Below are 22,541 nucleotides of genomic sequence, written 5' to 3'. Positions count from 1 at the left end.
GCCAGTGTCGTTGGCCAGTACATTGATGGAAACCGGCGTTCCCGCTGCGGTGCTGGCGGTGTCGTTCACTGCGTTTATTGATGAAATGCCTACACCCGTTAAAGCTGCAGTTAGAGTCTGGATACAAGGAGCAGACAGGCATGTATCAACCACAGCGCTGAGAGTCCCTGTTTGTGTTCCAAGCGTTCCTGGAGAAAATGTCAAACTGATAGTACAAGATGACAATGGAAGCAGAAATTGAGGGCAACTGGTCGAGGAAAAACTGCTTGTCGCAGTAATGCTGTTGACTGCAATTGGGAATTGGGGATCAGGATTGGTTAAAGTCACTGTTTGTGGCGGACTGGTGGTGCCGACAGGAACGGATCCAAAGTTAAGCTGAGTAGGCGATAGCGTAGGTGATGTTGGGAGAGTCTGCGCCCTCAACTCAATTCCCCAATCCGGTAAAAGCATTAACCAAAGACTAATTAACGCCAGTGTTGCTGCTTTCGCCCAAAGCTGATCTAATTGCCAAATTTTCATGGTGATACTGCCTTTATCGCGGGTTTTGCCCATCGGTCGCATCTAACCGCAACCGCTCCCGTTCATCAAAGTGCTACCGTAAGGGGCTACTTTCCCCGATCAAGGTAAACGCCGCCCAAAACACCGGATGCGCCATGTTCGGCTGCTCCAGCAGCGCCAGTTGCGCTCGCCGTAACGCTTCCGCCCGCCCCATACTGGGTGATTTCTGGTACGCATCAAAGGTATGGGTGGTCAGAAAGACGGTAGGCTCCGAAACCACATACCAGTGTGAAGCCAGCAGTGCGCGGGTGCCCGCGTAAAAAAACGCCGTGGCCAACCCGGACAATCCCTCACCGCGCAGGCGACCGCCTCCCGCTCCCGCTGTGTTGCAGGCCGACAGCAGCACCCATTCGGCATCCAGTTTCAAGCGGGCAATAGCGCTGGCGCCGAGCAACCCATAATCGGCGCCATTGGCTCCCGTTCCCGGAGTCAGCGCCAACGCTGGTTCCGTCAGGCAGTCCAGTTCCCCCGGCAACAGGGCGTGGGTGGCAAAGGCGATGATGCGGTAATTCTGTAGCTTGCTGGCCTCCACGGTAGCAACCGTAGCTTGACGACCCAGTACGACGGCTTGCCCCGGATTGGCACCCAGAGTACGAGCCAGCGTGCGCAGTTCGGTCGCGGTTTCCGGGAGTCGTGGCAATTGTCCGAGGGCTTTGGCATTGAGCTGACAATCCTGGACGAGCTGATCAACCCCGGCGACAGTGCCATTACCGCGCAATACGCCAGATTGATCCGAAAACTCCGGATCGCCAAAGCCAATAAAGGGTAGCCGAGCCTGCGAAGATCCGGCCACTTGGCGGAACTGCTCCAGGGCAACCACCGAAGGCAATAAACTGAGCGCCATGTCGCGCACCAGCCAGGCGGCCTGCCGATTATTACCGGGTTCCGCCGGGGCCTGCCGCACCAGCAGCGCGGGCGGCAGACTGAGCAATGCCCCGGCGGGCACTACGATCAGATGGTCGACCCCGACCAGCGCCGGTTCCAAAGACCCCAGCAGTTGCTGGTACAGTTGGTGAGCGAGGGCCAGATCAAAATCGGGCAGTTTACCGGAACTGGCGTCCACCCCCGCCCGCAGCCGTCCAACCTCGGCGGTCAATTGCCGGGCCGGCAGTTGCACTGCAGCGCCGCGCACGGTGCCGTCCGCCTTGATCAGAAATACCCAAGTCTCTTTTTCACCGGGCAGCACCCGCAACAGCGCCTCGCTCGGCCGCAACAACTTCGCGACCTCAGCAACGCTTAGAGGCGTTGGCGTGATCAGGCGGCCATAGCGTGGAAATCGCGCTTGCAACTGTTGCTCCTGCCGCTGATATTCCACCGCCGCCGTGCGCAGTTTTGCTTTTAGCGCTTCCTCCCGACTCGCATCCCGCGCCAGGAAGGGCTTGCTTTGTTCCAGACCCAATTCATATTGAGCATCCTGTCTGGCTTTCAAGGCGTCTTGCAGCGCCCGTGCGGTTTCCCGCACGGCGGGGTCGGTTTCAGCGAGGCGGGCGGCTACTTGAGTGACGGCCCGCCCCGCCGCTGGGGTCTGGCCTAATTGCGAAACCGCGAACGCTTCATCGAGCAGGGCTGTTTTGGCGCTGCCGGCAGTGCTATCGGCGAGTTGGAACAGCAATTCAAGGTAATCCTCAATATCTTCCGTCTTCAGAGCCGCCAGCGCCGCCTGATCGTTCAACAGGATTCTTCGCGTCTCGCGCCAAAGATTCAGGGCGCGCTCGGGCTGACCGGCTGCACGTTCGATCTTGGCTTGAGTCATCAGCGCTTCGGCCAGCGCCCGGCCCTCGCCGAACAGGGCGCGCTTCAGTTCGACCGCCGCCTGGGCCTGGGCACGGGCTTTCTCAAATGACTGCTGGCGGCGGTAGACCTCCGCCAAGCGCTGCTGGCTTTCACCCACCCAGTGATAATCACCGCCCCGCACGGTATCGAAAATCCTGAGCGCTTGCAGGTAAGCCGCTTCCGCTTCCGTCAGCTTGTCCAGCTCGACATAGACATCCCCGACGCCAACCAGCGAATGGGCGATCCGGGGATTTGTTTCTCCCTGCCGGGAACTCGCCGCCGCCGCTTGGCTTAATTCCCAGGACTGTTGCGCGTCCTGTTCAGCCCGCGCCCGATCCCCCCGATCCAATTCATACCAGGCTCGATAGACCAGAAATTCCGGCCAATCGGAGACATCCGGCGACGCTTTCACCAGCGGTTCGGCGCGCTGAAACATGGCGTCCGCCGCGCCGGGTTGCAACCGGCTGAGTTCGCGGGCCATCCGTGCCACCAGATAACCACCGCCAGGATTATTGGCTCCCTTAATGCGCTCGTGAATCTCCAGCGCCCGTTGCGCCAGCTCCAATGCGCGCTGGTGGTTCTTCGCCGAGTTATACAGGGTGCTCAGCTCGTCCAACGCGGTGAACTGCCCCATGTCCTCCAGACCGATGAACCGACCTTCTGGCGCTACCGACTGTTCAGCCAGCGCAATTAATTGCGACCGACTGCCGGGGACTATTTCCTGCGCTGTACCCCGCAGGGAGGTTTGGACAAAGCTCTCGAACAAGGGCGCCAGATGAGCCGGTCCCCAGAGTACGAAGGCGCGATTGTTGACGCCGGCTGCAATCAGCAGGTAGGGAAAACCACCGTTATAACTGGTGCAACGGCGCGAATACGCCGGTTGATCTTTCAGAATGCGAGTGAGTTCCTGATCGCTGCAATTTGCCTCCGCTTGCACCGTTTTGGCTAAATCACCCTGGTTGAAGAAGGTCTGTTCCCAGCCTGACGCAGGACGCGGGAGATCGCCGCGCCAGACCAGGCCGGCGGCGCGCTCCCAGCCCGGACAGCGGATTTCGAACTGTTCCAGACCTCGGCTGCCCCCAGCTTTGTAAAACTCACAGGCGACATCGCCCAACGCCTTGGCATCTTCAGGTAAGGCAATCCGGGTTCCTACGGGCAACCTTTCGGGCGCTACCGTTGAATTTCCTCCAGTGGCGCATCCCCACAGCACCCATACGCTGATCAGCAGCACCACAACGCTGCGTCGACATCCATCCTGAGTCATAAAATCCCCCTCCTCATCGACAGGTTCTTTTATTCGGTTCGCTGAAGCGGTTATCGCTCGGAGTCGCTATCACTGGATACGGACGTTACCGCCGCTTATGGCTTGGTAGTTGGCGTATCCACGCGGATAAACTCGCTCCGGCGATTTAACTCGCGACCTGCTTCGGTGGTATTGGAGGCTACGGGATAATCCTCCCCATAACCTCTGGCGCTTAACCGATTCGGGGCAATCCCGTGTTCTACCAGATAATCTCGCACCGCCTGAGCCCGCTGCTGGGATAATAATAGATTATGTTCGTCAGAGCCGACGGTATCGGTATGACCAGCGATTATCAGCACCGCATCGGCAAGCGCCGTGCTTTTCAAAGCGCTCAAGTATTCGTTCAGAAGCTTATAGGCGTCACTGCGGATGCGTGCCGAGTTCGGATCAAAATGGATCAAGGCCGCGACCTTGGGCCGATCCCGAATCAGCGTGGAGTAATCCAGCCTTTCCAAGGTATCCGCCGTCGGAGAGGGGGTAGGGTCACTGGCGATGGGGGAGGGGGTAGGGTCGCTGACGATGCCGGCCGGACCCCGCAATTTTCCCACGTCCGGGCTGCCGGGACTGGGCGATCCCCGCAGCCGCAAGCCCGGTTGCCCATTGCCTGGAGCACTCAAGGCACGCTCGATCTCCGCAGCAGTTTCGGGACCCGGCGGTGCCGCTAACCCGGCGGTACTCCACGCCAGCCCCATCACCAAACCTGCGATCCAGCCATAAGAAGCCTGTTGACTGCACTGCAAAATTTTCACTGGACTGCACCTCCTCACTCATCTCTCGATGCTTTGGTTTTTCAAACGGCTTCGTGAACTTATAGGGGTTCCACCTGAGCGCTTGAGAAACCGAAACGGTCAGAACCCGTTGGTTAACAAAACCAACGGGAATACGTTCATCAGCAACACAACCGGCCAAGGCGTATTATTATGAACTCACCAAAGCGACCGGGAACGCACGGCTTCACTGCCATTCCGCCACCTTGCAAGGTAATTATCCATGCGCAAGCTGAAGAATATCGTCATTGCCTTTCTCGTCGTCGCGGCCCTGATGGGCGGCGGTGCCATGGGCTATCTGTGGTATAGCACCAAACAACAGGTTGACCAGATCGTGGCGACGGCTAAGCCCTTCGCCGAAATCAGCTATGGCGGTATTGCCGTCTCACCGGCGGGATCGGTCGGGGTTAACCAACTACGGATTATGCCCAACTTCGTCAACGACGCTGTCTCGATTGGTGCCATCAAACTCAATGCTCCGAACCTGCTGGCTCTGCTCAAAATCCGCTGGCAGTTAAGCCAGGGCCAGTTGCCCAGGGCGCTCTCGATCTCGTTTCAGGATGTTGAACTGCCGCTGCACGGCGGCATTCTCGGCGATGCGCCGGCTTCGGCTACTAAACCCTCACCGCTGGACCATCTAAACGCGCTGGGCTGCGGGCCGGTCACCGCCTTTGGTGGTGCTGAGTTGCAGGAAATGGGCTATAACCACTTTGTCGGCAACGCAGAGGTCGGTTATCGGCTCGACACGGTCCATAACCTGCTGGAATGGCGGATCGACAGCAACACCCGCGACTGGATGACCCTGAATCTGGATATCGGCTTTGCCATGCCCGCGCCGCCCACAACCTTGATGGATCTAACGGCGTTAGCGACGCCCAAACTGGCCAAGTTCACCCTCGTGATCCGCGACGACGGCTTCAACTCGCGTAGAAACAGCTACTGCGCCGCCAAAGCGGGTAAGCCAATCAATGATTACCTCGCCGATCATGTGCGGTTAGTGATCGAACGCCTGCGTGCCAACGGCATCAATCCCGGACCGGGGATCATCGCGGCCTACCAGCTTTATCTGCGTGAAGGCGGTGAACTCACCCTCGCGGCTACCCCCGCCGCCGCTATCAATCCCGCTGAATTGCCGGACTACAAACCCGCTGATGTCATCAAATTGCTGGGACTCACGCTGAAGGTGAATAACACCGCGATCACGGATCTCACTGTGGATTGGGACGCCACCAAAGTCGCCAGGGCATTGGGCGTCGAACCCGAACCGGTGGCGGAGGACACTCCCTCACCGGTGGTTCTCGAGAAACCGGTCATCATCCAAAAATCCTTTCACCCGATACCGGTCGGCGACCTTGGTCAGCACATCGGCAAGATTGCCAAGCTGAAAACCAACACCGGCGTGAATTATCGGGGGCAAGTGGACGCTATTGTCGAAGGCATCATCAGGATCACCCTGCGTAAATCCGGCGGCAGCGTGACACTCTCGCTGCGCGCCAGCGAAATCACCGCAGCGGAGGTGCTGTACTGAACTTCAACTGCGCACCAGTTGAATCAGCAGTAGCACGAACAGCACCACTAGACCCAGCGGGATCAAGGCTGCCGGCCAGTCTTTTTTGGCAGTGCGGCTGCGCTCAATCGCCGCTTTGATGCCGGGCCGGAACCACAGGATGACCAGCAGTGCCGCCAATCCGCCCAGCAGGATTTCCCACCATGCCGCTGTTTCCATCGCTGCCTCCGCTGATTGAGTTGTTGTCGGTTTGACCAATCAATCCTTGCTACGCCCGCCGCTGGGCTGAAACGCCGACTGCGGAAACGGTGTCACGTTGTCACCGCCTTCCACCGGACGCACCTTACTGACCCCTTCGCGCTCCACTTCGTCAATCCGCACGATAGAGTGCAAGGGAACAAAGGTCCGTTTCACCCCGGCGAATTCGTTTTGCAATTTCTCTTCGGCTGGGTTGATCAGGACGCTGGAACGCTCACCGAAGATCAATTCCTCGACTTCGATGAATCCGTACAGTTCGCCCTGATAAATTTCACGGGCATAAAGTTCGTAGAGCTTGCCCTGATTGACGAACAGGACCCGGTAAATGCTTTTGGTGATTTTGGACATTGATGGTCAGACCACGGTCGAAGATAAGGCAATCTAACCGTGATCGACGCAACGGGCAAATTCCATCAACCGAAAAACCGGCTGGAAACCCAGTATTCACTTCCATAAAGCCAGCTCTTACAAGCCAGCACCGCCAAGGTCCGGCTATATCGGTACTCATTTTAACAAGTTGACAAGGATCCTCTTATGAGTACGCCCCTAACCGTTGATCTGCGCCAGACCGTCTGCACCAATCCCGCCACCGGCGCGATTATTGGCTATTCGCAGATAAATACCCCCGAAGAAGCTCGTGATGCCCTCCGCCGCGCCCGCGCCGCGCAACCGGCCTGGTCAGCGCTCCCATTGACCGAGCGGCAACGCTACATTGCCCGCATCCGCGACTATCTGGTCGATCACGCCGACGCGGTCAGCGACACCATCTCCAAGGATGTGGGCAAGACCCGGGTTGAGGCGCTGGCGACTGAAGTACTCACCAGTGCGCTGGCGACGGATTACTACTGCAAAAATGCCAAGCGCTTTCTCAAACCGCGCAAACTGCGCAACGGCTCACTGCTGTTCCTGAACAAGCGCAGCCGGATTTACCGCAAGCCTTTTGGCGTAATCGGCATCATTGCGCCGTGGAACTATCCGCTCGGTATTCCGATGCACGAGATCATCCCGGCGTTGTTGGCGGGTAACACGGTGATCTTCAAGACTGCCCCGGAAACCCAAATGGTCGGGCGCACGATTGAGGCGATGATCCAGGCTGCCGGATTGCCGGACGATGTGTTCACCCATCTCAATCTGCCCGGCGCGCTCATTGGTCAGATTTTGCTGGAACCCGAACATCATGTGGATAAGCTGTTTTTCACCGGTTCGGTGCCGGTCGGCAAAATCCTGATGGCCCAGGCTGCGGAAAGCCTGGTTCCGGTATCGCTGGAACTGGGCGGCAATGACGCGATGCTGGTGTGCCCGGACGCGAATCTGGAACGGGCGGTCAATGGTGCGATGTGGGCCGGCTTGCAGAACAGCGGCCAATCCTGCGGCGGAGTCGAGCGCATCTACGTTCACCGGGAGATTTACCAGCCGTTTATGCAACGGCTCAAGCAACGGGTCGAAACTCTGCGGCAGGGGCCGGATACCCAGCACAATGTGGATATTGGCGCGATGTGTACCGAGCGCCAGATTAAAACCATTCAGCGCCAGGTAGACAATGCGTTAGCCAGGGGCGCAACCGTTCTGGCTCAAGTCCCGATTGATCCCACCCATGCCCAAGCCAACTTCTATCCGGTCACTATTTTGATCAACGTGGATCACACCATGGAATTGATGCGCGAAGAGACCTTCGGGCCAGTGTTGGGGGTCATGCAGGTGACCGATATGGAACAGGCGATTCAACTGGCCAACGATTCCAGTCTTGGCCTGACCGGATCGGTGTGGTCGGGCAACACTCGCACGGCGGTGGAATTAGGGCGGCGGATTCATGCCGGGGTGATCACGATTAACGATCATCTGCTGACCCACGGCATGGCTGAAACCCCGTGGGGCGGTTTCAAGCAATCCGGCATTGGCCGCAGCCATGGCGAACTCGGCTTCGATGAGATGACCCAGCCGCAGGTGGTCACCACCGAACTGTTGCCCTTCGCTAAACGCAACCTGTTCTGGCATCCCTACGACGCTAAACTGTATGCAGGTTTGAAAGGCGCGCTGCATCTGTTGCACGGGCGCACTCTGGGCGAGCGCTGGCGCGGTCTGCTGGATTTTGCGGCGCTGATTCCGAGAATGTTCAAGAGCTAATCTACTGAGGTTGTCATGTCTTCACCCACCTTTGATACCACTCTGTTACATGAATACGCCTCCAATCAGTCGATCCAGCGGGGCCGGGAGTATTTTCAGGAGGGCGCGGTCGGTGCGTTGGTGTTGCGCGGTCATCAGTTGCAGGCGGATGTCGCGGGCAGTCAACCCCGGCCCTATCGGGTGGAGATTGAATTCAATGCCGAGGATGTTGCTGAAGCCTGTTGCTCCTGTCCCTATAATTACGGCGGCTGGTGCAAGCACATCATCGCCGTTCTGTTGACCTATGCGGAACAGCCGGATCAGGTGGAAGTCCGTTCGCCGCTGATCCAACGGCTCGCCGCCTTGGAGCGCGCGCAACTGCAAAGCTTGGTGCTGGAACTGGTCGAAAGAGTGCCGCGTTTGGTGGATTTGGTCGAAACCGCACTGACATTATTGGAACGGGCGCCAGACACCCTGGCATCCAATTCCAGGTCGGTCAATCACGCCACCACCGGCACAACGCCACGTCCACCTGTCCCGGTCAATATCCGGGCGCTTCGCCAACAGACGCATAACCTGCTGCGTTCGCAGAGCGGCCACTGGGATAACGGCTACGACAATGAAGAAGATGTCGTCAGCCCCGATCTGATGGAACTGGTGGAACAGTCCCGGCCCTTTCTGGATGCCGGTGATGGCCGCGCCGCTCTGGATATTCTGGAAGCCGTGACCGACGAAGTTCGCAAGCGCTGGGACGTCCTTGAAGAAGTTGGGCTGCAACCCTACGATTTTGTTAATGAAATTACCTCGTTCTGGGTTGAAGCACTGCTTGATCCCGCTTTGAGCGCCGAGGAACGCCAGCGCTGGATACAAACGCTGGCCGCTTGGGAAGAAAGCTTTAACAGCGAGGGTTCCTACTTTATCGCAGCGGCGCAAGCAGCCGCTCAACAAGGTTGGGATGATCCAGCCCTGAACCGCATTCTTCAGGGAGAAACCGTTCCCGGTGGTCTGTGGGGCGACGAGCAGCCGCAGTATGCTGATAACATCACCCAAGCCCGGCTGCGGATTCTGGCGCGAACCGGTCAGGATGAGGCGTATCTGAATCTGTCCAGAGCCGAGAAGCATCACGATCTCTACGCTCTACACCTGCTGAAACTGGATCGGGTTCAGGAAGCGATAGCGGTCGGGCTGGAGCAACCGCTCGACCAGGGTGAACGGTTGGAACTCGCCCAAGCCCTGTATCAACGCGGCGAGATTGAGGCGGCGTTCCAGGTCGCCGAGCAGGGCTTGCAACAAAGCGATGCGGTGGCGATGAAAGATCCGCTGTTTTCGAGGGTTGCGGAGCAAATGGACGACTTTGATTTATGCGATTCGTACCCTCAAGGCGCACTGTCCGCCTGGGTGCGCGACCGGGCTATCGAACAAGGGCAGACCGAGCGAGCGCTGGCTGCCGGAATCATCGCCTTCCGTGAAATCCCCCGATCCACCGCTTATCGACAATTGGAAACTTTGGCCGGAGCGGGCTGGCCGGATCTCCAGCTGAAGCTGCTGGAATTTCTGCGCACCGCCACTTGTGCCAGCACCGAAACCAAGGTTGAAATTTTTCTACGCGAAACCCTGCTTGACGATGCCATCCAGGCGGTTGAGAGCCATTACACCGCGTCCGAAACGCTGGCACGGGTGATGGATGCCGCCATCAAGCAGCGGCCCGAATGGGTGATCGCCCAAGCGCGCCAGCAAGCAGAACCGATTATGGACGGCGGTCAATCCGCTCACTACGAAGACGCAGCCAAATGGCTACGTAAAGCCAAACAGGCGTATGAAGCGCTCGGCCAAAAAACGGAGTGGCGAACCTACCTCGGCGCGTTGTGTGAAAAACACCAGCGTAAATACAAGCTGATGCCGTTACTGAGAATGTTATGATTCGAGTCCTTTTCGATCTGTCCCACTTCTTTTGATCCACTTTTCAGAATCGCCCCAATGAACCAACTCTCTGTCACCCGCCAGTTGTTCGACGATGTTATGGTGCCCAATTACGCCCCGGCGGCGATCATTCCGGTGCGCGGCGAAGGTTCGCGGCTGTGGGATCAGGACGGACGAGACTACATTGACTTTGCGGGCGGCATCGCCGTCACTGGACTGGGTCATGCCCATCCGCGCCTGGTCGCAGCGCTGAATGAACAGGCGAAAAAACTCTGGCATGTCAGCAATGTGTTGACCAATGAACCCGCGCTCAACCTGGCTCGTCGGCTGTGCGAACTCACCTTCGCCGAACGGGTGTTTTTCGCCAATTCCGGAGCCGAGGCCAATGAAGCGGCGCTCAAGCTGGCGCGCAAGTATTCCGCCGATTATTTCGGCTCCGATAAGCGCGAAATCATCGCCTTCACTCCATCATTCCATGGCCGCACCCTGTTCACTGTCACCGTCGGCGGTCAACCCAAGTACACCGAGGGCTTCGAACCATTGCCGCAAGGTATCACCCATGTCCCGTTTAACGATCTGGCCGCCTTCGCCGCCGCGATCTCCGAACGGACATGTGCGGTGATTCTGGAGCCGGTGCTAGGTGAGAGTGGCGTGATCAGCGCTACGCCTGAATTTCTGCAAGGGGTACGCGAACTCTGCGACCAACATCGGGCACTGCTGATTTTTGACGAGGTGCAATGCGGCAACGGGCGCAGCGGTCATCTCTACGCCTACATGGCTTACGGCGTCACCCCGGATATCCTGACCACCGCCAAAGGACTGGGCGGCGGTTTTCCGATCAGCGCCATGCTCACTACCGCCGCAATCGCCCGAAGTCTCAGCGTCGGTAGCCACGGCACCACCTATGGCGGCAATCCATTGGGCTGCGCGGTGGCTGGCGCGGTGCTGGATATCATCAGCGACCCTGAACTGTTAGCCGGAGTGCGCCATAAACATGCGGTCTTCATGGCGGGATTGCACCGGATCAATCAGCGCTTCGGCGTGTTCCGGGAATTGCGCGGCAAGGGTTTATTGCTCGGCTGCGAGTTGACCGAGGCCTGGCACGGTCGCAGCCGCGATTTTATCAAGGCCGCTCTGGATCAGAGGTTATTGGTGCTGGTGGCCGGGCCGGACGTGATCCGACTCGCCCCGTCACTGATTATTCCCGATGATGTGATTGAGGACGGCTTGCAGCGCTTCGAGCAGGCGATTGCCCATTTAGTCTCCCAAACCACCCAGTAGGCAAGGAGCTGGCTCATGCAACGCGATAAAACCGAACCGGTGCAGGTGGAATGCCCACGCTGCCGCCATACCGAGATCATCTATATTCCGATTGAGACAATGCCGCGCTGCCCGGAATGTGGAACTGAAATGTTCATTAAGGAACTGCTCGACGAGGGTAAATCCACCTGAACGCCCCCGATCAGGCGGGCGTTCAGGTATTAAGCCGGAAATTATTTCTATATGATGACAGCCAGGCGTTAAACCGCCGGTTTGCTGTCACACCCATAAAAACCACCTCAAGGAAAATAATTCGTATGAAAAAATTTCTGATTGCGCTTGGCCTCGCCTTCAGCGTCCTGTTCACCCTGCTCAGCATCCCCGCCCACGCCGATGTGCTCAGCGACATCAAGAAACGTGGCGCGTTGCGGGTGTGTCTGGAGCCGGCTTACATGCCGTTTGAACTGACCAACAAGCGCGGCGAAATCGTCGGCTTCGACCCGGATTTGGCCACACTGATGGTCAAGGACCTGGGCGTCAAGCTGGAGCTGGTCAGCACCGCCTGGGATGGCATCATCCCTGCCCTGCTCACGGAGAAATGCGACCTGATCATGAGCGGGATGACAATTACTGAAGAACGCGCCCAGAAGATCGATTTTTCCAATCCGTATATGGTGATCGGGCAAACTGCGCTGCTGCGCAAGGATTTAGCCGACAAGGTCAAGTCCTATAAGGATTTGAACAATCCCAAGTACAAGATCACCTCGAAACTCGGCACCACCGGCGAAATCGCCGCCAAGAAATACCTGCCCAAGGCCAACTACAGTTCCTTCGAGACCGAGCAGGAAGGATTGATGGAAGTGGTCAACGGCAAGGCCGATGCCTTCATTTATGACTCGCCTTACAACGCGGTCGCTATCGGTCAGCGCGGCGAAGGGAAACTGGTGTTCCTCGATAAACCCTTTACCGACGAGCCGCTGGGCTGGGGGATGCGCAAGGGCAATCCTGAATTTATGAAGTGGCTCAACGGCTTTCTGGTCAAGGTCAAGAAGGATGGCTCTTACGAGAAGCTGTATCAGAAGTGGTTCAAAAATACCGATTGGCTGAAAGACGTGCAGTAGGCCCGCCGTGCCGCTAAAACGCCGCACTTGGCCTTGGCACCTGTTGCTCGCCGTCATCCTGATCGGGCTGACGGCGAGTTTGTGGATCGCCACCAAACGTATCAACTACGAGTGGCGCTGGGACCGGGTGCCGCAGTACTTCGCCTATCGGGCGGAACTGCCGCAGGATTCCCCGGTCGCCGGACGGATCAGCGCCATCACGCTTGCTGGAACGTCAAGCCACATTGTCATTGCGCCTGATAACGAGGGCACTCCGGTCACGGTGACGGTGGAAAAATCCAAAGTCGCAGTCGGTGATACCGTGGCGGAGGGCGATCCGGTTGGCGATGAGTTCGAGTGGCGGATTGGGCCGTTGACCCAAGGGTTATGGGTCACCATCTGGCTTTCCTTCATCTCCGGCCTGTTCGGGTTGTTCATTGGCCTGATTACCGGGCTGTGCCGCGTGTCCAGTAATCCCACGTTGCGCGGGCTGGCGATTTTCTATATCGAACTGATCCGTGGCACCCCGCTGCTGGTGCAAATTTTCATCTTCTACTTCTTCATCGGCACCGTGCTGAATCTGGATCGGACGGTTGCCGGCATCGGCGCACTGGCATTGTTTGTGGGCGCGTATATTGCCGAGATCATCCGCGCCGGCATTCAGTCGATTCACAAGGGGCAAACCGAAGCGGCACGGTCACTAGGGATGAACCCGTTCCAGACCATGGCCTACATCGTGCTGCCGCAAGCCTTCAAGCGGGTGTTGCCACCGCTGGCTGGACAGTTCATCAGCCTGATCAAGGATTCTTCGCTGGTATCGGTCATCGCCATCACCGATCTGACCAAGAGCGGGCGGGAGATCATTACCTCCAGTTTCGCCACTTTTGAAATCTGGTTCACCGTCGCCCTGCTGTATCTGCTGGTGACTTCGGTACTATCGCAACTGTTGTTCTGGCTGGAGCGGAGGTTTGCCCGCAGTGATTAAGGTCAAGAATCTGGTCAAGGTATTCACCGGGCGCGGTCAGACGGTGCGGGCGGTAGACGATGCGTCCACCGAAGTTGCCAAAGGTGAGGTGGTGGTAATTATCGGCCCGTCCGGCTCCGGCAAATCCACCTTTCTGCGCTGCCTGAACGGGCTGGAAGAATTTGACGACGGCCAAGTGGTTATTGACGGCATCGACATCGCCGGCAGCAAGACCAACCTCAATACAGTACGCCGTGAAGTCGGAATGGTGTTCCAGCACTTCAACCTGTTCCCGCACAAAACCGTACTGGAGAACGTCACTTTGGCGCAACGGGTGGTGCGCAAGCGCAAAGCCGCTGAAGCCGAAGATCGGGCGATGCAACTGCTCATCAAGGTGGGCATCGCCGAGAAAGCGCAGGAATACCCGTCGCGACTGTCCGGCGGGCAACAACAGCGGGTCGCCATCGCCCGCGCCTTGGCGATGGACCCCAAGATCATGCTGTTCGACGAACCCACCAGTGCGCTGGACCCGGAAATGGTTGGGGAGGTGCTGGATGTGATGAAGCAACTGGCCGGCGAAGGGATGACCATGGCGGTGGTCACCCACGAAATGGGTTTCGCCCGCGAAGTCGCCGACCGGGTGCTGTTCATGGATGCCGGGCGGATTCTGGAGGATTCACCACCTGAGCAATTCTTCACTGCCCCCAAAGAACCCAGGGCGCAGATGTTTCTCCGGCAAGTTCTGTGATTCCACGGTTTTTCCGCTGGGTGGAGTTCTTTCATCTGGTCCCCTTTCAAGTACTATCCATCAAAAACGATGCTCAGGGCGTGTGGTGGACAAACCTGTTGGACACTCCTTCACGCAACAAAGCCACCGCAGCCGCAGCCTGTGGCGAAACAACTACAGTTATTCGGTCGCCGGCCTGAAGAGCCATGCCCGGCTCGGCGACATGACTGTACATGCTGCGCTTAACCGTGATGATAAGGCAGCCAGCGGGCAACATTAAATTGCCGATGCGCCTGTTTTCAAAAGGCGCACCGTGTTGTACCAGTAGCTCCAGTAACAGGTTGCTTTCCAGTTTGGGAACATCCTGACTTCGCAGTAGATCACGCTCCAGTAACGCCTCATAAATGGGTTTATCGCCCAGCAAATCGGCGATGGCATAGGCGCAGAAACAAGCGACACACAACGGCAGCATCAGCGAGTAACTTTCGGTCATCTCGACGATCAAGACGATGCCCGTGAGCGGAGCGCGCACAATCGCCGTAAAGTAAGCGGCCATACCCACCACCGCGAACATGGTAGGCTCCGGCGCGGCAGAGGGGAAAAAGTGACCGGCAACTAATCCGGTCAGCAGGCCGATTTGCGCACCCAGCACCAAGAGCGGCGCAAAGATGCCTCCCGCCGCGCCCGTTCCGTAAGAAAACATCGTTAGGCCGAAACGCAGCGCGAAAAAAAGCAGCAAAAAACTGATAGTCCCCTGCCCTGCCAGCGTTTGTTCAACCAGGTAATGCCCGCTGCCCAACGCCTGGGGTAGAAACCACCCTACCCACCCCACGCCTGCGCCCACGATGGCTCCCGTCACCCCACGAGGCCAATGACCGGCGCGTGCGAACAAGCGCAGACTGGCCAGAAGCGCGCGGTTGAAAGCAACGCCTAACACTCCAGCGAGGAGTCCCAGCACCAGAAAAACAGGCAGACTTTCCAGCGACGCCAGCGGATGGTAGTCAACGTGAAACGCCGGTAGTTGCCCGGAAAGCAACCGGGCCACAACATCGGCGATGACACAGGCTACGAAAGTTGCGGTAAAGACTGTGGGTGAAAAATCGCGCTGCACTTCTTCCAGCACGAAGATCACCCCGGACAGCGGCGCGTTAAAAGCGGCGGCCAGACCGGCCCCAGCGCCCGCTGCAATCAGGGTTTGGCGTTCGCGTGCGGTGCTCTTAAACCACTGGCTGACCATCTGCCCGATCGCCCCACCCATTTGAATAGTCGGCCCTTCGCGCCCCAGCGCCAGCCCGCCCCCTATGCTGAATACGCCACTGCAAAATTTCACTAGGAGGATTCGCCGCCACGCCATGCGCCGCAACCGGTGCAACACCGCTTTAAGATGAGGAATGCCGCTGCCGGACGCTTCCGGCGCGAACCGCTGGACTAAAAACACGCCAATGCCACTCCCTAATGCACCGAATGCGATGGGAATCAGAAACCCCCAAGCAGGATAGGAATGGCCCAAGGCAATGAGGCTGTCACGCAATTTATCCGCCCCATCGAGAGCATAGCGAAAGGCTACGGCTAGTAAGCCCGCCAGCAATCCGACCAATGCCGCACGCGGAAACTGCCGCCGCCGCCGTTCATGCGCGCGGACAAAATCGCGCACCTCACTGGATACGACACTGGGCGTGATTTCGTTTTGCGTCTCATCAGACATTGCTGCTTCGGCATCTACTTTTTTTAAAGTAATATCTTTCTCTCCTCTCGAACACTTCAGTAGATATTATCAATAACTGATTTAACAGAAAAATTTTTGGTTCTTCGAGGGTTCTTGTGGAGCTAGGCAAAATACATTAACACCCGTTGCTTAAAGTTGGAAAAGTTGCGAAAACCGTAGCCCATGCGTTTCACTGTTTTTATGGAGTTGTTAATTCCCTCAATAATACTCGTCGTGAAGCGATGGGTAAAATAGTTCCTCCTGTAAATTTTCCTGTGATCGGAACTGTGGGGCAGGCAGATAAAATGAACATCACCTATTTAGATCAATTGGTTGGATTCAGTCAACGCCCTAGCCTGACGCTACCAACCCCCGCCATCACAGGAAAATTTACAGGACCAATTCTTACCGAGCAGACTCACAGTGGCAAGCTGTTGTAGTCCACTCATGCTGAACATCAGACTGTTTTCGACAAAAACCAACCCCCAACCAAGAAGGAGAAAGAAATGTCCAGTGTTGGTTATCACGAACCTATAGAGGAATTGTCCGATGAAACACGCGACATGCATCGAGCCATTGTGTCGCTGATGGAAGAGTTAGAAGCGGTCGATTGGTACAACCAACGAGCTGATGCATGTAAGAACCAAGAACTCAAGGCCATCCTCGAACACAATCGAGACGAGGAAAAAGAATATGCCTCCATGGTACTGGAGTGGATTCGGCGTAAAGATCCAAGGTTTTCCAAGGAACTCAAGGACTACCTGTTCACCGAAAAACCTATTGCGCATCAGTGAGGATCGCTAACCCTTCGTTACAGCGGATCGCCTTCGGCGACCGTTGAATGCAAACATTCAACGCGCCGGTGCCGTTCTCATTGGCCTTTGATTCGCGCTGGGCGGTTACACACCATGTTGGCCGCAGTTGCGCTCGTTCATCACACCAGTCAGGGGGCGCTCGAGCGCAGTCGCGCCCGCCCGAGCGCAAAGCGGGGACGACCCGTCAAATCCGCCCCAGCAACAGCAGCACGATGATCACGATCACCACCAACCCCAACCCGCCACTGGGCGCATAGCCCCAGTTTTGGCTGTGCGGCCAAGTCGGAATCGCGCCGATCAGCAGCACAATCAGAATGATTAACAGAATGGTTCCCAAGCTCATGATCTTCTCCTCGCAGTGGCGGGAAGTAAATCTACTTCGCTGGCACTGGAGCCGGAGCGGGAGCCGCAGGCGGCGTCACGATGACTGTGCTGCTATCGCCGGGCTTGCCGGTTTCGCCCTTGTTACCTTGATTACCGGTAGTGCCCTTGTTGCCTTGACTGCCGGTTGCACCTGGCGGACCTGCGGGTCCGGGCACAGCGACGGGTGTGGTGGGATTATTGACAACGGTAGGTCTGTCACAAGCGGCCAGACCCAGCGTGGCGAGCAGTGTGAGCATCAACATTGAATGGTTCATGGGGAATCCTTTGGAAGTTGAAAAACGTGATACGGAGAGCGGTAAGCCGTCTGCGGGCAACCCAGCACGGCTCGGCAGGTCGCACTCGGTATTTGAGCAGGGTAGGCGCGGACTATGGATAGTTCAGTGCGCTGGCGAACACAATGATAAACATCCATTTCGAGACCGTAGGCAGCAGTGGCGTGCGTACCGTGCGCTACCGAACAGACTGCCTCAGGGGCAAGCCCGCATCATGAGTTGATTGCACCGCAAAGGTGACACCAATGCCTCGCGCTCTACAACGTGGGGTTGTTCTCAAACACCATGACGGCAAGTCGCCAACACCTGCGGATTCATAGATGCCTGATGCTTGCTAACCATAACGACCTTCATGCTGATCACCGCAAGAACGCTGCGCAGTGGATAAGTAACCTAACCATCGTCGGTTGTCTGACGCTGGCTCTGTGTGGTTGCGCGGCGATAGCGCCTCAGCCTACCGCTCCGGTTGCCGTCGCTGTGCCGACTGCGTGGTCTACCGTCGTTATCGCTGCGCCGAACGGTTCATCCTCGTTGGTGCAGTGGTGGTCGCGCTTCAACGACCCACTGCTCAGCAACCTCGTGAGCCAAGCTTTGCAGGCCAATACCAGCATTAAGAGTGCTGAGGCTGTTCTACAACAGACCCGGGCACTGCGGGATGTCTCGGCGGCGGCGCTATTGCCGGTGGTCGGTAGTTCGGCATCGGCCCGGCGCAGCCAAGTTGGTAGCAACAGCGCCGTAAACAGCTTTGAAGCCGGCTTGGACGCGAGTTGGGAACTTGACCTCTTCGGCGCTAACCGGAGTGCGCTGGATGCCAGCGATGCCACGGTGCTGGCCAGTGCCGCGACTCTGGGTGACGTGCAGGTATCGATAGCGGCTGAGATCGCGCTCGACTACATCGCGCTGCGTGGTGCCCAGGTACTGTTGGCGATTGCCAATGACAATCTGTCCAGCCAACTGGAGACCTTGCAGATCGCCCAGTGGCGCTTACAGGCTGGCTTGGTCACTTCGCTGGAAGTGGAACAGGCGCGCACTGAGGCCGAGCAGACCCGCGCCCAGTTGCCGGTATTGCAAACCAGCATCGAGCAGAGCCGTTATGCCCTTGCGGTGCTGATTGGCCAGCCGCCGGCAGCCTTGTCGACGGTGCTGACCGCGTCCGGCCCGGTGCCGCAGACGGACGACAACTTGGCGCTGAGCCTACCCGCCGAGACCTTGCGTCAGCGACCCGATGTCCGGGCGGCGGAAGACCAGGTGACGGCGGCGATAGCCCGTGTGGCGCAGGCCGACGCAGCTCTCGCACCGAACTTTCAAATCGGTGGTTCGCTGGGGCTGAGCGCACTGACGCTGGGCGCGCTGACCCACGGTGCATCGGTCGTCAGTGTGCTGCTGGCCAGCGTGTCGCTGCCGGTGTTCGACGGTGGCGCTTTACGTGCCCAAGTGCGTGCCCAGCAGGCGGTGCTGGATCAGGCGTACATGGCCTATCAGGCCGCGGTGTTGACGGCACTCAAAGATGTGGAGGATGCGCTGGTCGCATTGCGTAATGACCGCGAACGGCTGTTGTACCTACAGCGCGCCGCCGAGGCCGCCGTTAATGCCGCGCTGCTGGCGCGCCAGCGCTACGGCAGTGGGCTGGTTGACTTCCAGACCGTACTCGACACCCAGCGCACTCAGCTCAACACTCAGTACAGTGTGGCTACCGCTCGCGCTACCTTGAGCGCCGACCATGTGCGCCTGTACAAGGCGCTGGGTGGCGGCTGGAATCCCAACGGCGGCGATGCAACAGCAGCCCTTACTGAATCCCGGACTTACCGACCATGAGCATCCCGATCCCTGCCACCATCATGCCGCCCCCCGAAACCGACCTTGCAACCTTGCTCGTTGAACCTGCATTGCCAGTCTGGTATCGCCGCCCGGCGTTGTGGGCCGGCGTGCTGCTGCTGGCACTGGCAGGCATCGGCTGGTGGTACTGGCAAGCACGTCAAACGGCCAGCGCAGCACCCAGTTACACCACCCAGGTGGTAGCACGCGGTAACTTGACGCTGACCGTCACTGCCAACGGTACCTTGCAGCCGACTCGCTCGGTCAACATTGGCAGCGAACTTTCGGGCACGGTGTTGAAGGTCTATGTCGACGTCAATGATCGGGTTAAGAAAGGCCAGGTGCTGGTTGAACTCGACACCGCCAAGTTACGTGACCAGATTCTGCGCTCGCGAGCGTCGCTGGCCGCAGCGAATGCGAAGGTCGCACAGACCGTTGCCACTGTGAAGGAAGCCAAGGCCAGCCTGGCGCGGCTCGAAGAGGTGGCGCGGCTGTCGGGCGGCAAGGTGCCGTCGAAAGCTGAACTCGATAGCGGCCGGGCGATGTTTGAACGGGCTGTCGCTGATGAGGCCAGCGCCCGCGCCAGCGTCAATGAAGCTGAAGCGGCGCTGTCCACTGACCAGATCAACCTTTCAAAGGCGTCGATCCGGGCGCCGTCCGATGGCGTGGTGCTAACCCGCACGGTAGACCCCGGCAACGCGGTCGCCGCGTCATTGCAAGCGGTGACGCTGTTCACCGTGGCTGAAGACCTGACGCAGTTGCGCTTGCAGGTCTACGTTGACGAGGCCGACGTGGGCGCGGTCAAGGTGGACCAAGAGGCCCGCTTCACCGTCAGTGCCTACCCGAATCGCCCGTACCCAGCCCGGATCACTCGTGTGGCTTATGGCTCTACCATCACCGATAACGTCGTCACTTACCTGACTTATCTGGATGTGGATAACACCGACTTGAGCCTGCGCCCCGGCATGACCGCCACCGCGACGATCACTGCGACCCAGCGTCAGGATGTGTTGCTGGTGCCCAATAGCGCCCTGCGCTTTACCCCGACCATTGCCGATACGGACCGGACCGCGAAGCAAAGTATCACCGCCAGCCTGATACCGCGCATGCCCGGCAGATCCCGCAAATCGGCCGCTGTCGGCGCCAGTACCGCTACCTCCAAGGAGGTATGGGTGCTGCCCGACGGGAGTGGCGCCGCTGCCGTATCGGTAGCGATCACGCCGGGCATCAGCGATGGCCGGATGACCGAAATCACCGGCGGCGATCTGCAAGTGGGGATGCAAGTGATCACCGACCAAAAAATGGCGGCGAAATGAGTGCGGCTGGGTTGCCCAACGCGGCGCCACTGATTCGCCTGCGTGGCGTGACCAAGGTGTACGGCGTTGGCCCAGTCGCGCTGACCGCCTTGACAGGCATTGACCTCGACATCAGCGCCGGTGAGTTTGTGGCGATCATGGGGCCGAGCGGTTCAGGCAAATCCACTGCAATGAACATTCTGGGCTGCCTGGACACCCCGACCGGCGGGCAATATCTGTTCAAGGGCGCTCACGTCGAAGCGCTGTCACGCGACCAGCGGGCGCGGCTGCGTCGGCGTTACCTGGGTTTCGTGTTTCAAGGCTTCAACTTACTGGCGCGCACCTCGGCCCAGGAAAACGTCGAATTGCCACTGCTGTATCGCGGCGAGAGTACGCCAGCGCGACATGCGGCAGCGGCTAAAGCCTTGCAGTCGGTCGGCTTGGACGGCTGGGAACATCACACTCCGGCCGAACTGTCCGGCGGCCAGCAGCAGCGGGTCGCCATTGCCCGCGCCATTGTCACCCAACCGGCGGTGCTGCTGGCCGACGAGCCGACCGGCAACCTCGATACCCAGCGCAGTCAGGAAATCATGGAACTGCTGTCACGGCTGAACGTGGAACACCGCATTACCGTGTTAATGGTGACTCACGAGCCGGACATGGCGGCCTATGCCCGGCGTCTGGTGCATTTTGTGGACGGTCACATTGACAGCGACGCCCCGAATTCGCACCCCATCGCTTTGGACTTGCCGGTGCATCCGGTGGAGAGTCGCTGATGCTGTTCAATACCCTCTTTCTTGCTCTGCGGTCGATCCGCCGCAACCTGCTGCGCTCGTTCCTGACCATTTTGGGCATCGTGATCGGCGTCAGCGCAGTGATTACGATGGTGACACTCGGCAACGGCGCAACCCAAGCGGTACAAATGCAGATCGCGGGTCTGGGCACCAACCTGCTGCTGATACGTCCCGGCCAACGCCACGGGCGGGGCGGCGGCGGTGGGTCGGTGCCGCAATTCACCGAGGCCGATGCGAATGCCATCCAGGCGCAAATCGGCGGCGTCGCCGCAGTGGCTCCCGAAGGTCGCGCCAGCCTCACCGTAGTCGCTAACGGCCGCAATTGGGCCACCAATATCTACGGCAGCAACAATGACTGGTTTGAGACCGGCAATTGGAAACTGGCCAGCGGTCGCTTGTTCGACGCCGACGAACAGCACGCCGGGGCGGCAGTGTGCATTATTGGAGAGACGGTGCGGCGCGAACTCTACAGCGGCACTGTCGGCCAGACCGGCCTGGGCGAGCCACTGCGGGTCAAGCAGTTCTCGTGTAACGTGATCGGCATCCTGGTCGCCAAGGGTCAAGGCGGGATGGGCGATCAGGACGACAGTGTGGTCGTGCCGCTGTACACCCTGCAACGCCGCGTCACCGGCAGCCGCAAGGTGAATACCTTGTTGGTGTCAATGGAGGACGGCAGCGACAGCACCCGGCTGAAAACCAGTTTGCGACAATTGCTGCGCGAGCGGCGCAAGCTGGCCGACAGCGACGATGACAACTTCAACATCTTCGATACCCAGCAGCTCGCTGAAACGCTGTCAGGCACGACGCAGGTGTTGACCACGTTGCTGGGCGCGGTGGCGGCGGTGAGTCTGCTGGTGGGTGGCATCGGCATCATGAATATCATGCTGGTCAGCGTCACCGAACGCACCCGCGAGATCGGTCTGCGTCTGGCGATTGGTGCGCTGGAGCGCGAGGTGCTGCTGCAATTCCTGATCGAAGCAGTGGCCTTGGCGGCGCTGGGCGGCATCATCGGCATTGGCATCGCGATGGGCGCATCCATCGTGCTAACCGGCTTGATGGATTTGCCCTATCGGTTCGATCCGACCATTAACCTGCTGTCCTTTGTGTTCTCAGCGGGTATCGGGGTGGTGTTCGGCTACTTCCCCGCCCGCCGCGCCGCGCAAATGGACCCGATTGAGGCGCTGCGGCACGAGTAAGGTTCTATTGTTGGCTCGGAAATCC

At 58.6% G+C, this 22,541-nt stretch carries 22 protein-coding genes; 13 read left to right on the top strand and 9 right to left on the bottom strand.

The window, feature by feature from the left end:
* From BN874_RS23790 to BN874_RS22760, 3 genes are all read right to left on the bottom strand, one after another.
* A partial coding sequence (locus BN874_RS23790) for a choice-of-anchor D domain-containing protein (RefSeq protein WP_195912203.1) occupies positions 1-552 on the bottom strand: 552 nt, incomplete at its 3' end.
* 40 nt (positions 553-592) lie between these two features.
* On the bottom strand, positions 593-3,595 hold the full coding sequence (locus tag BN874_RS14795; RefSeq protein ID WP_034434857.1) for a CHAT domain-containing protein: 3,003 nt from the start codon (positions 3,593-3,595) through the stop codon (positions 593-595).
* Between the two features lie 95 nt (positions 3,596-3,690).
* Positions 3,691-4,383: an OmpA family protein gene (locus BN874_RS22760; RefSeq protein WP_051497889.1), complete on the bottom strand. Its 693-nt coding sequence runs from the start codon at positions 4,381-4,383 to the stop codon at positions 3,691-3,693.
* A 241-nt stretch (positions 4,384-4,624) separates the two neighbouring features.
* Here BN874_RS22760 and BN874_RS14785 point away from each other — a divergent pair, with 241 nt between their 5' ends.
* The gene (locus tag BN874_RS14785) at positions 4,625-5,929 is read left to right on the top strand and encodes an aq_1923 C-terminal domain (protein ID WP_034434855.1); all 1,305 of its coding nucleotides are present in this window, start codon (positions 4,625-4,627) and stop codon (positions 5,927-5,929) included.
* Between the two features lie 3 nt (positions 5,930-5,932).
* Here the strand turns inward: BN874_RS14785 and BN874_RS14780 are convergent, their stop codons facing one another.
* Both BN874_RS14780 and BN874_RS14775 read right to left on the bottom strand, forming a co-directional pair.
* Complete coding sequence (locus BN874_RS14780) at positions 5,933-6,127, bottom strand: hypothetical protein (protein WP_034434853.1); 195 nt, start codon at positions 6,125-6,127, stop codon at positions 5,933-5,935.
* 39 nt (positions 6,128-6,166) lie between these two features.
* Entirely contained in the window at positions 6,167-6,514 is a 348-nt protein-coding gene (locus tag BN874_RS14775) for a DUF1820 family protein (protein ID WP_034434850.1), read from the bottom strand.
* A 186-nt stretch (positions 6,515-6,700) separates the two neighbouring features.
* On the opposite strand from BN874_RS14775, the gene BN874_RS14770 reads away from it, so the two are divergent.
* The 7 genes from BN874_RS14770 (at position 6,701) to BN874_RS14745 (ending at position 14,261) form a co-directional block, all read left to right on the top strand.
* Positions 6,701-8,290 carry an aldehyde dehydrogenase family protein gene (locus BN874_RS14770; RefSeq protein ID WP_034434848.1) on the top strand — a complete coding sequence of 530 codons (1,590 nt, stop codon included), beginning with the start codon at positions 6,701-6,703 and terminating at the stop codon, positions 8,288-8,290.
* A gap of 15 nt (positions 8,291-8,305) precedes the next feature.
* Complete coding sequence (locus tag BN874_RS14765) at positions 8,306-10,189, top strand: SWIM zinc finger family protein (protein WP_034434845.1); 1,884 nt, start codon at positions 8,306-8,308, stop codon at positions 10,187-10,189.
* Between the two features lie 57 nt (positions 10,190-10,246).
* The gene (locus BN874_RS14760; RefSeq protein WP_034434843.1) at positions 10,247-11,470 is read left to right on the top strand and encodes an aspartate aminotransferase family protein; all 1,224 of its coding nucleotides are present in this window, start codon (positions 10,247-10,249) and stop codon (positions 11,468-11,470) included.
* 15 nt (positions 11,471-11,485) lie between these two features.
* Positions 11,486-11,641 (top strand): hypothetical protein, encoded by a 156-nt coding sequence (locus tag BN874_RS25170; RefSeq protein WP_195912202.1) that lies wholly within the window; start codon positions 11,486-11,488, stop codon positions 11,639-11,641.
* Between the two features lie 125 nt (positions 11,642-11,766).
* Positions 11,767-12,570 (top strand): transporter substrate-binding domain-containing protein, encoded by an 804-nt coding sequence (locus tag BN874_RS14755; protein WP_034434842.1) that lies wholly within the window; start codon positions 11,767-11,769, stop codon positions 12,568-12,570.
* Between the two features lie 7 nt (positions 12,571-12,577).
* On the top strand, positions 12,578-13,534 hold the full coding sequence (locus BN874_RS14750) for an amino acid ABC transporter permease (protein WP_034434841.1): 957 nt from the start codon (positions 12,578-12,580) through the stop codon (positions 13,532-13,534).
* Positions 13,527-14,261, top strand: a complete 735-nt coding sequence (locus BN874_RS14745) for an amino acid ABC transporter ATP-binding protein (RefSeq protein WP_034434839.1) — start codon at positions 13,527-13,529, stop codon at positions 14,259-14,261. The genes BN874_RS14750 and BN874_RS14745 overlap by 8 nt, the downstream gene beginning before the upstream one ends.
* A 73-nt stretch (positions 14,262-14,334) precedes the next feature.
* Here the strand turns inward: BN874_RS14745 and clcA are convergent, their stop codons facing one another.
* Positions 14,335-15,945: a H(+)/Cl(-) exchange transporter ClcA gene (gene clcA / locus BN874_RS14740; protein ID WP_195912201.1), complete on the bottom strand. Its 1,611-nt coding sequence runs from the start codon at positions 15,943-15,945 to the stop codon at positions 14,335-14,337.
* A 122-nt stretch (positions 15,946-16,067) separates the two neighbouring features.
* The gene (locus BN874_RS25795) at positions 16,068-16,148 is read right to left on the bottom strand and encodes a hypothetical protein (protein ID WP_230314452.1); all 81 of its coding nucleotides are present in this window, start codon (positions 16,146-16,148) and stop codon (positions 16,068-16,070) included.
* Positions 16,149-16,451: 303 nt separating this feature from the next.
* On the opposite strand from BN874_RS25795, the gene BN874_RS14735 reads away from it, so the two are divergent.
* A complete protein-coding gene (locus tag BN874_RS14735) occupies positions 16,452-16,739 on the top strand; it encodes an encapsulin-associated ferritin-like protein (RefSeq protein ID WP_034434837.1) in 288 nt (95 codons plus the stop codon).
* Between the two features lie 205 nt (positions 16,740-16,944).
* On the opposite strand, the gene BN874_RS23780 is transcribed toward BN874_RS14735, so the two are convergent.
* Together BN874_RS23780 and BN874_RS14725 are read right to left on the bottom strand one after the other, a co-directional pair.
* Positions 16,945-17,103, bottom strand: coding sequence for a DUF3309 family protein (locus BN874_RS23780; protein WP_034434835.1), 159 nt, complete (start codon positions 17,101-17,103; stop codon positions 16,945-16,947).
* Between the two features lie 31 nt (positions 17,104-17,134).
* Positions 17,135-17,398: a hypothetical protein gene (locus BN874_RS14725; protein ID WP_034434832.1), complete on the bottom strand. Its 264-nt coding sequence runs from the start codon at positions 17,396-17,398 to the stop codon at positions 17,135-17,137.
* A 345-nt stretch (positions 17,399-17,743) separates the two neighbouring features.
* Here BN874_RS14725 and BN874_RS14720 point away from each other — a divergent pair, with 345 nt between their 5' ends.
* Genes BN874_RS14720 through BN874_RS14705 form a run of 4 tightly spaced genes read left to right on the top strand, consistent with a single transcriptional unit; the run spans position 17,744 to position 22,516 of the window.
* Positions 17,744-19,231: an efflux transporter outer membrane subunit gene (locus BN874_RS14720; RefSeq protein ID WP_081756419.1), complete on the top strand. Its 1,488-nt coding sequence runs from the start codon at positions 17,744-17,746 to the stop codon at positions 19,229-19,231.
* On the top strand, positions 19,228-20,547 hold the full coding sequence (locus BN874_RS14715; protein ID WP_051497888.1) for an efflux RND transporter periplasmic adaptor subunit: 1,320 nt from the start codon (positions 19,228-19,230) through the stop codon (positions 20,545-20,547). The genes BN874_RS14720 and BN874_RS14715 overlap by 4 nt, the downstream gene beginning before the upstream one ends.
* Positions 20,544-21,302 carry an ABC transporter ATP-binding protein gene (locus BN874_RS14710; RefSeq protein ID WP_034434830.1) on the top strand — a complete coding sequence of 253 codons (759 nt, stop codon included), beginning with the start codon at positions 20,544-20,546 and terminating at the stop codon, positions 21,300-21,302. The genes BN874_RS14715 and BN874_RS14710 overlap by 4 nt, the downstream gene beginning before the upstream one ends.
* Positions 21,302-22,516, top strand: a complete 1,215-nt coding sequence (locus BN874_RS14705) for an ABC transporter permease (protein WP_034434828.1) — start codon at positions 21,302-21,304, stop codon at positions 22,514-22,516. Before BN874_RS14710 ends, BN874_RS14705 begins: the two co-directional genes overlap by 1 nt.
* Positions 22,517-22,541: the final 25 nt, after the last annotated feature.

It is taken from the genome of Candidatus Contendobacter odensis Run_B_J11 (genome assembly GCF_000531125.1).
GTDB lineage: Bacteria > Pseudomonadota > Gammaproteobacteria > Competibacterales > Competibacteraceae > Contendibacter > Contendibacter odensensis.
Note: the sequence above shows the minus strand (reverse complement) of the source record. Positions and strands in the feature narration are given on the sequence as shown.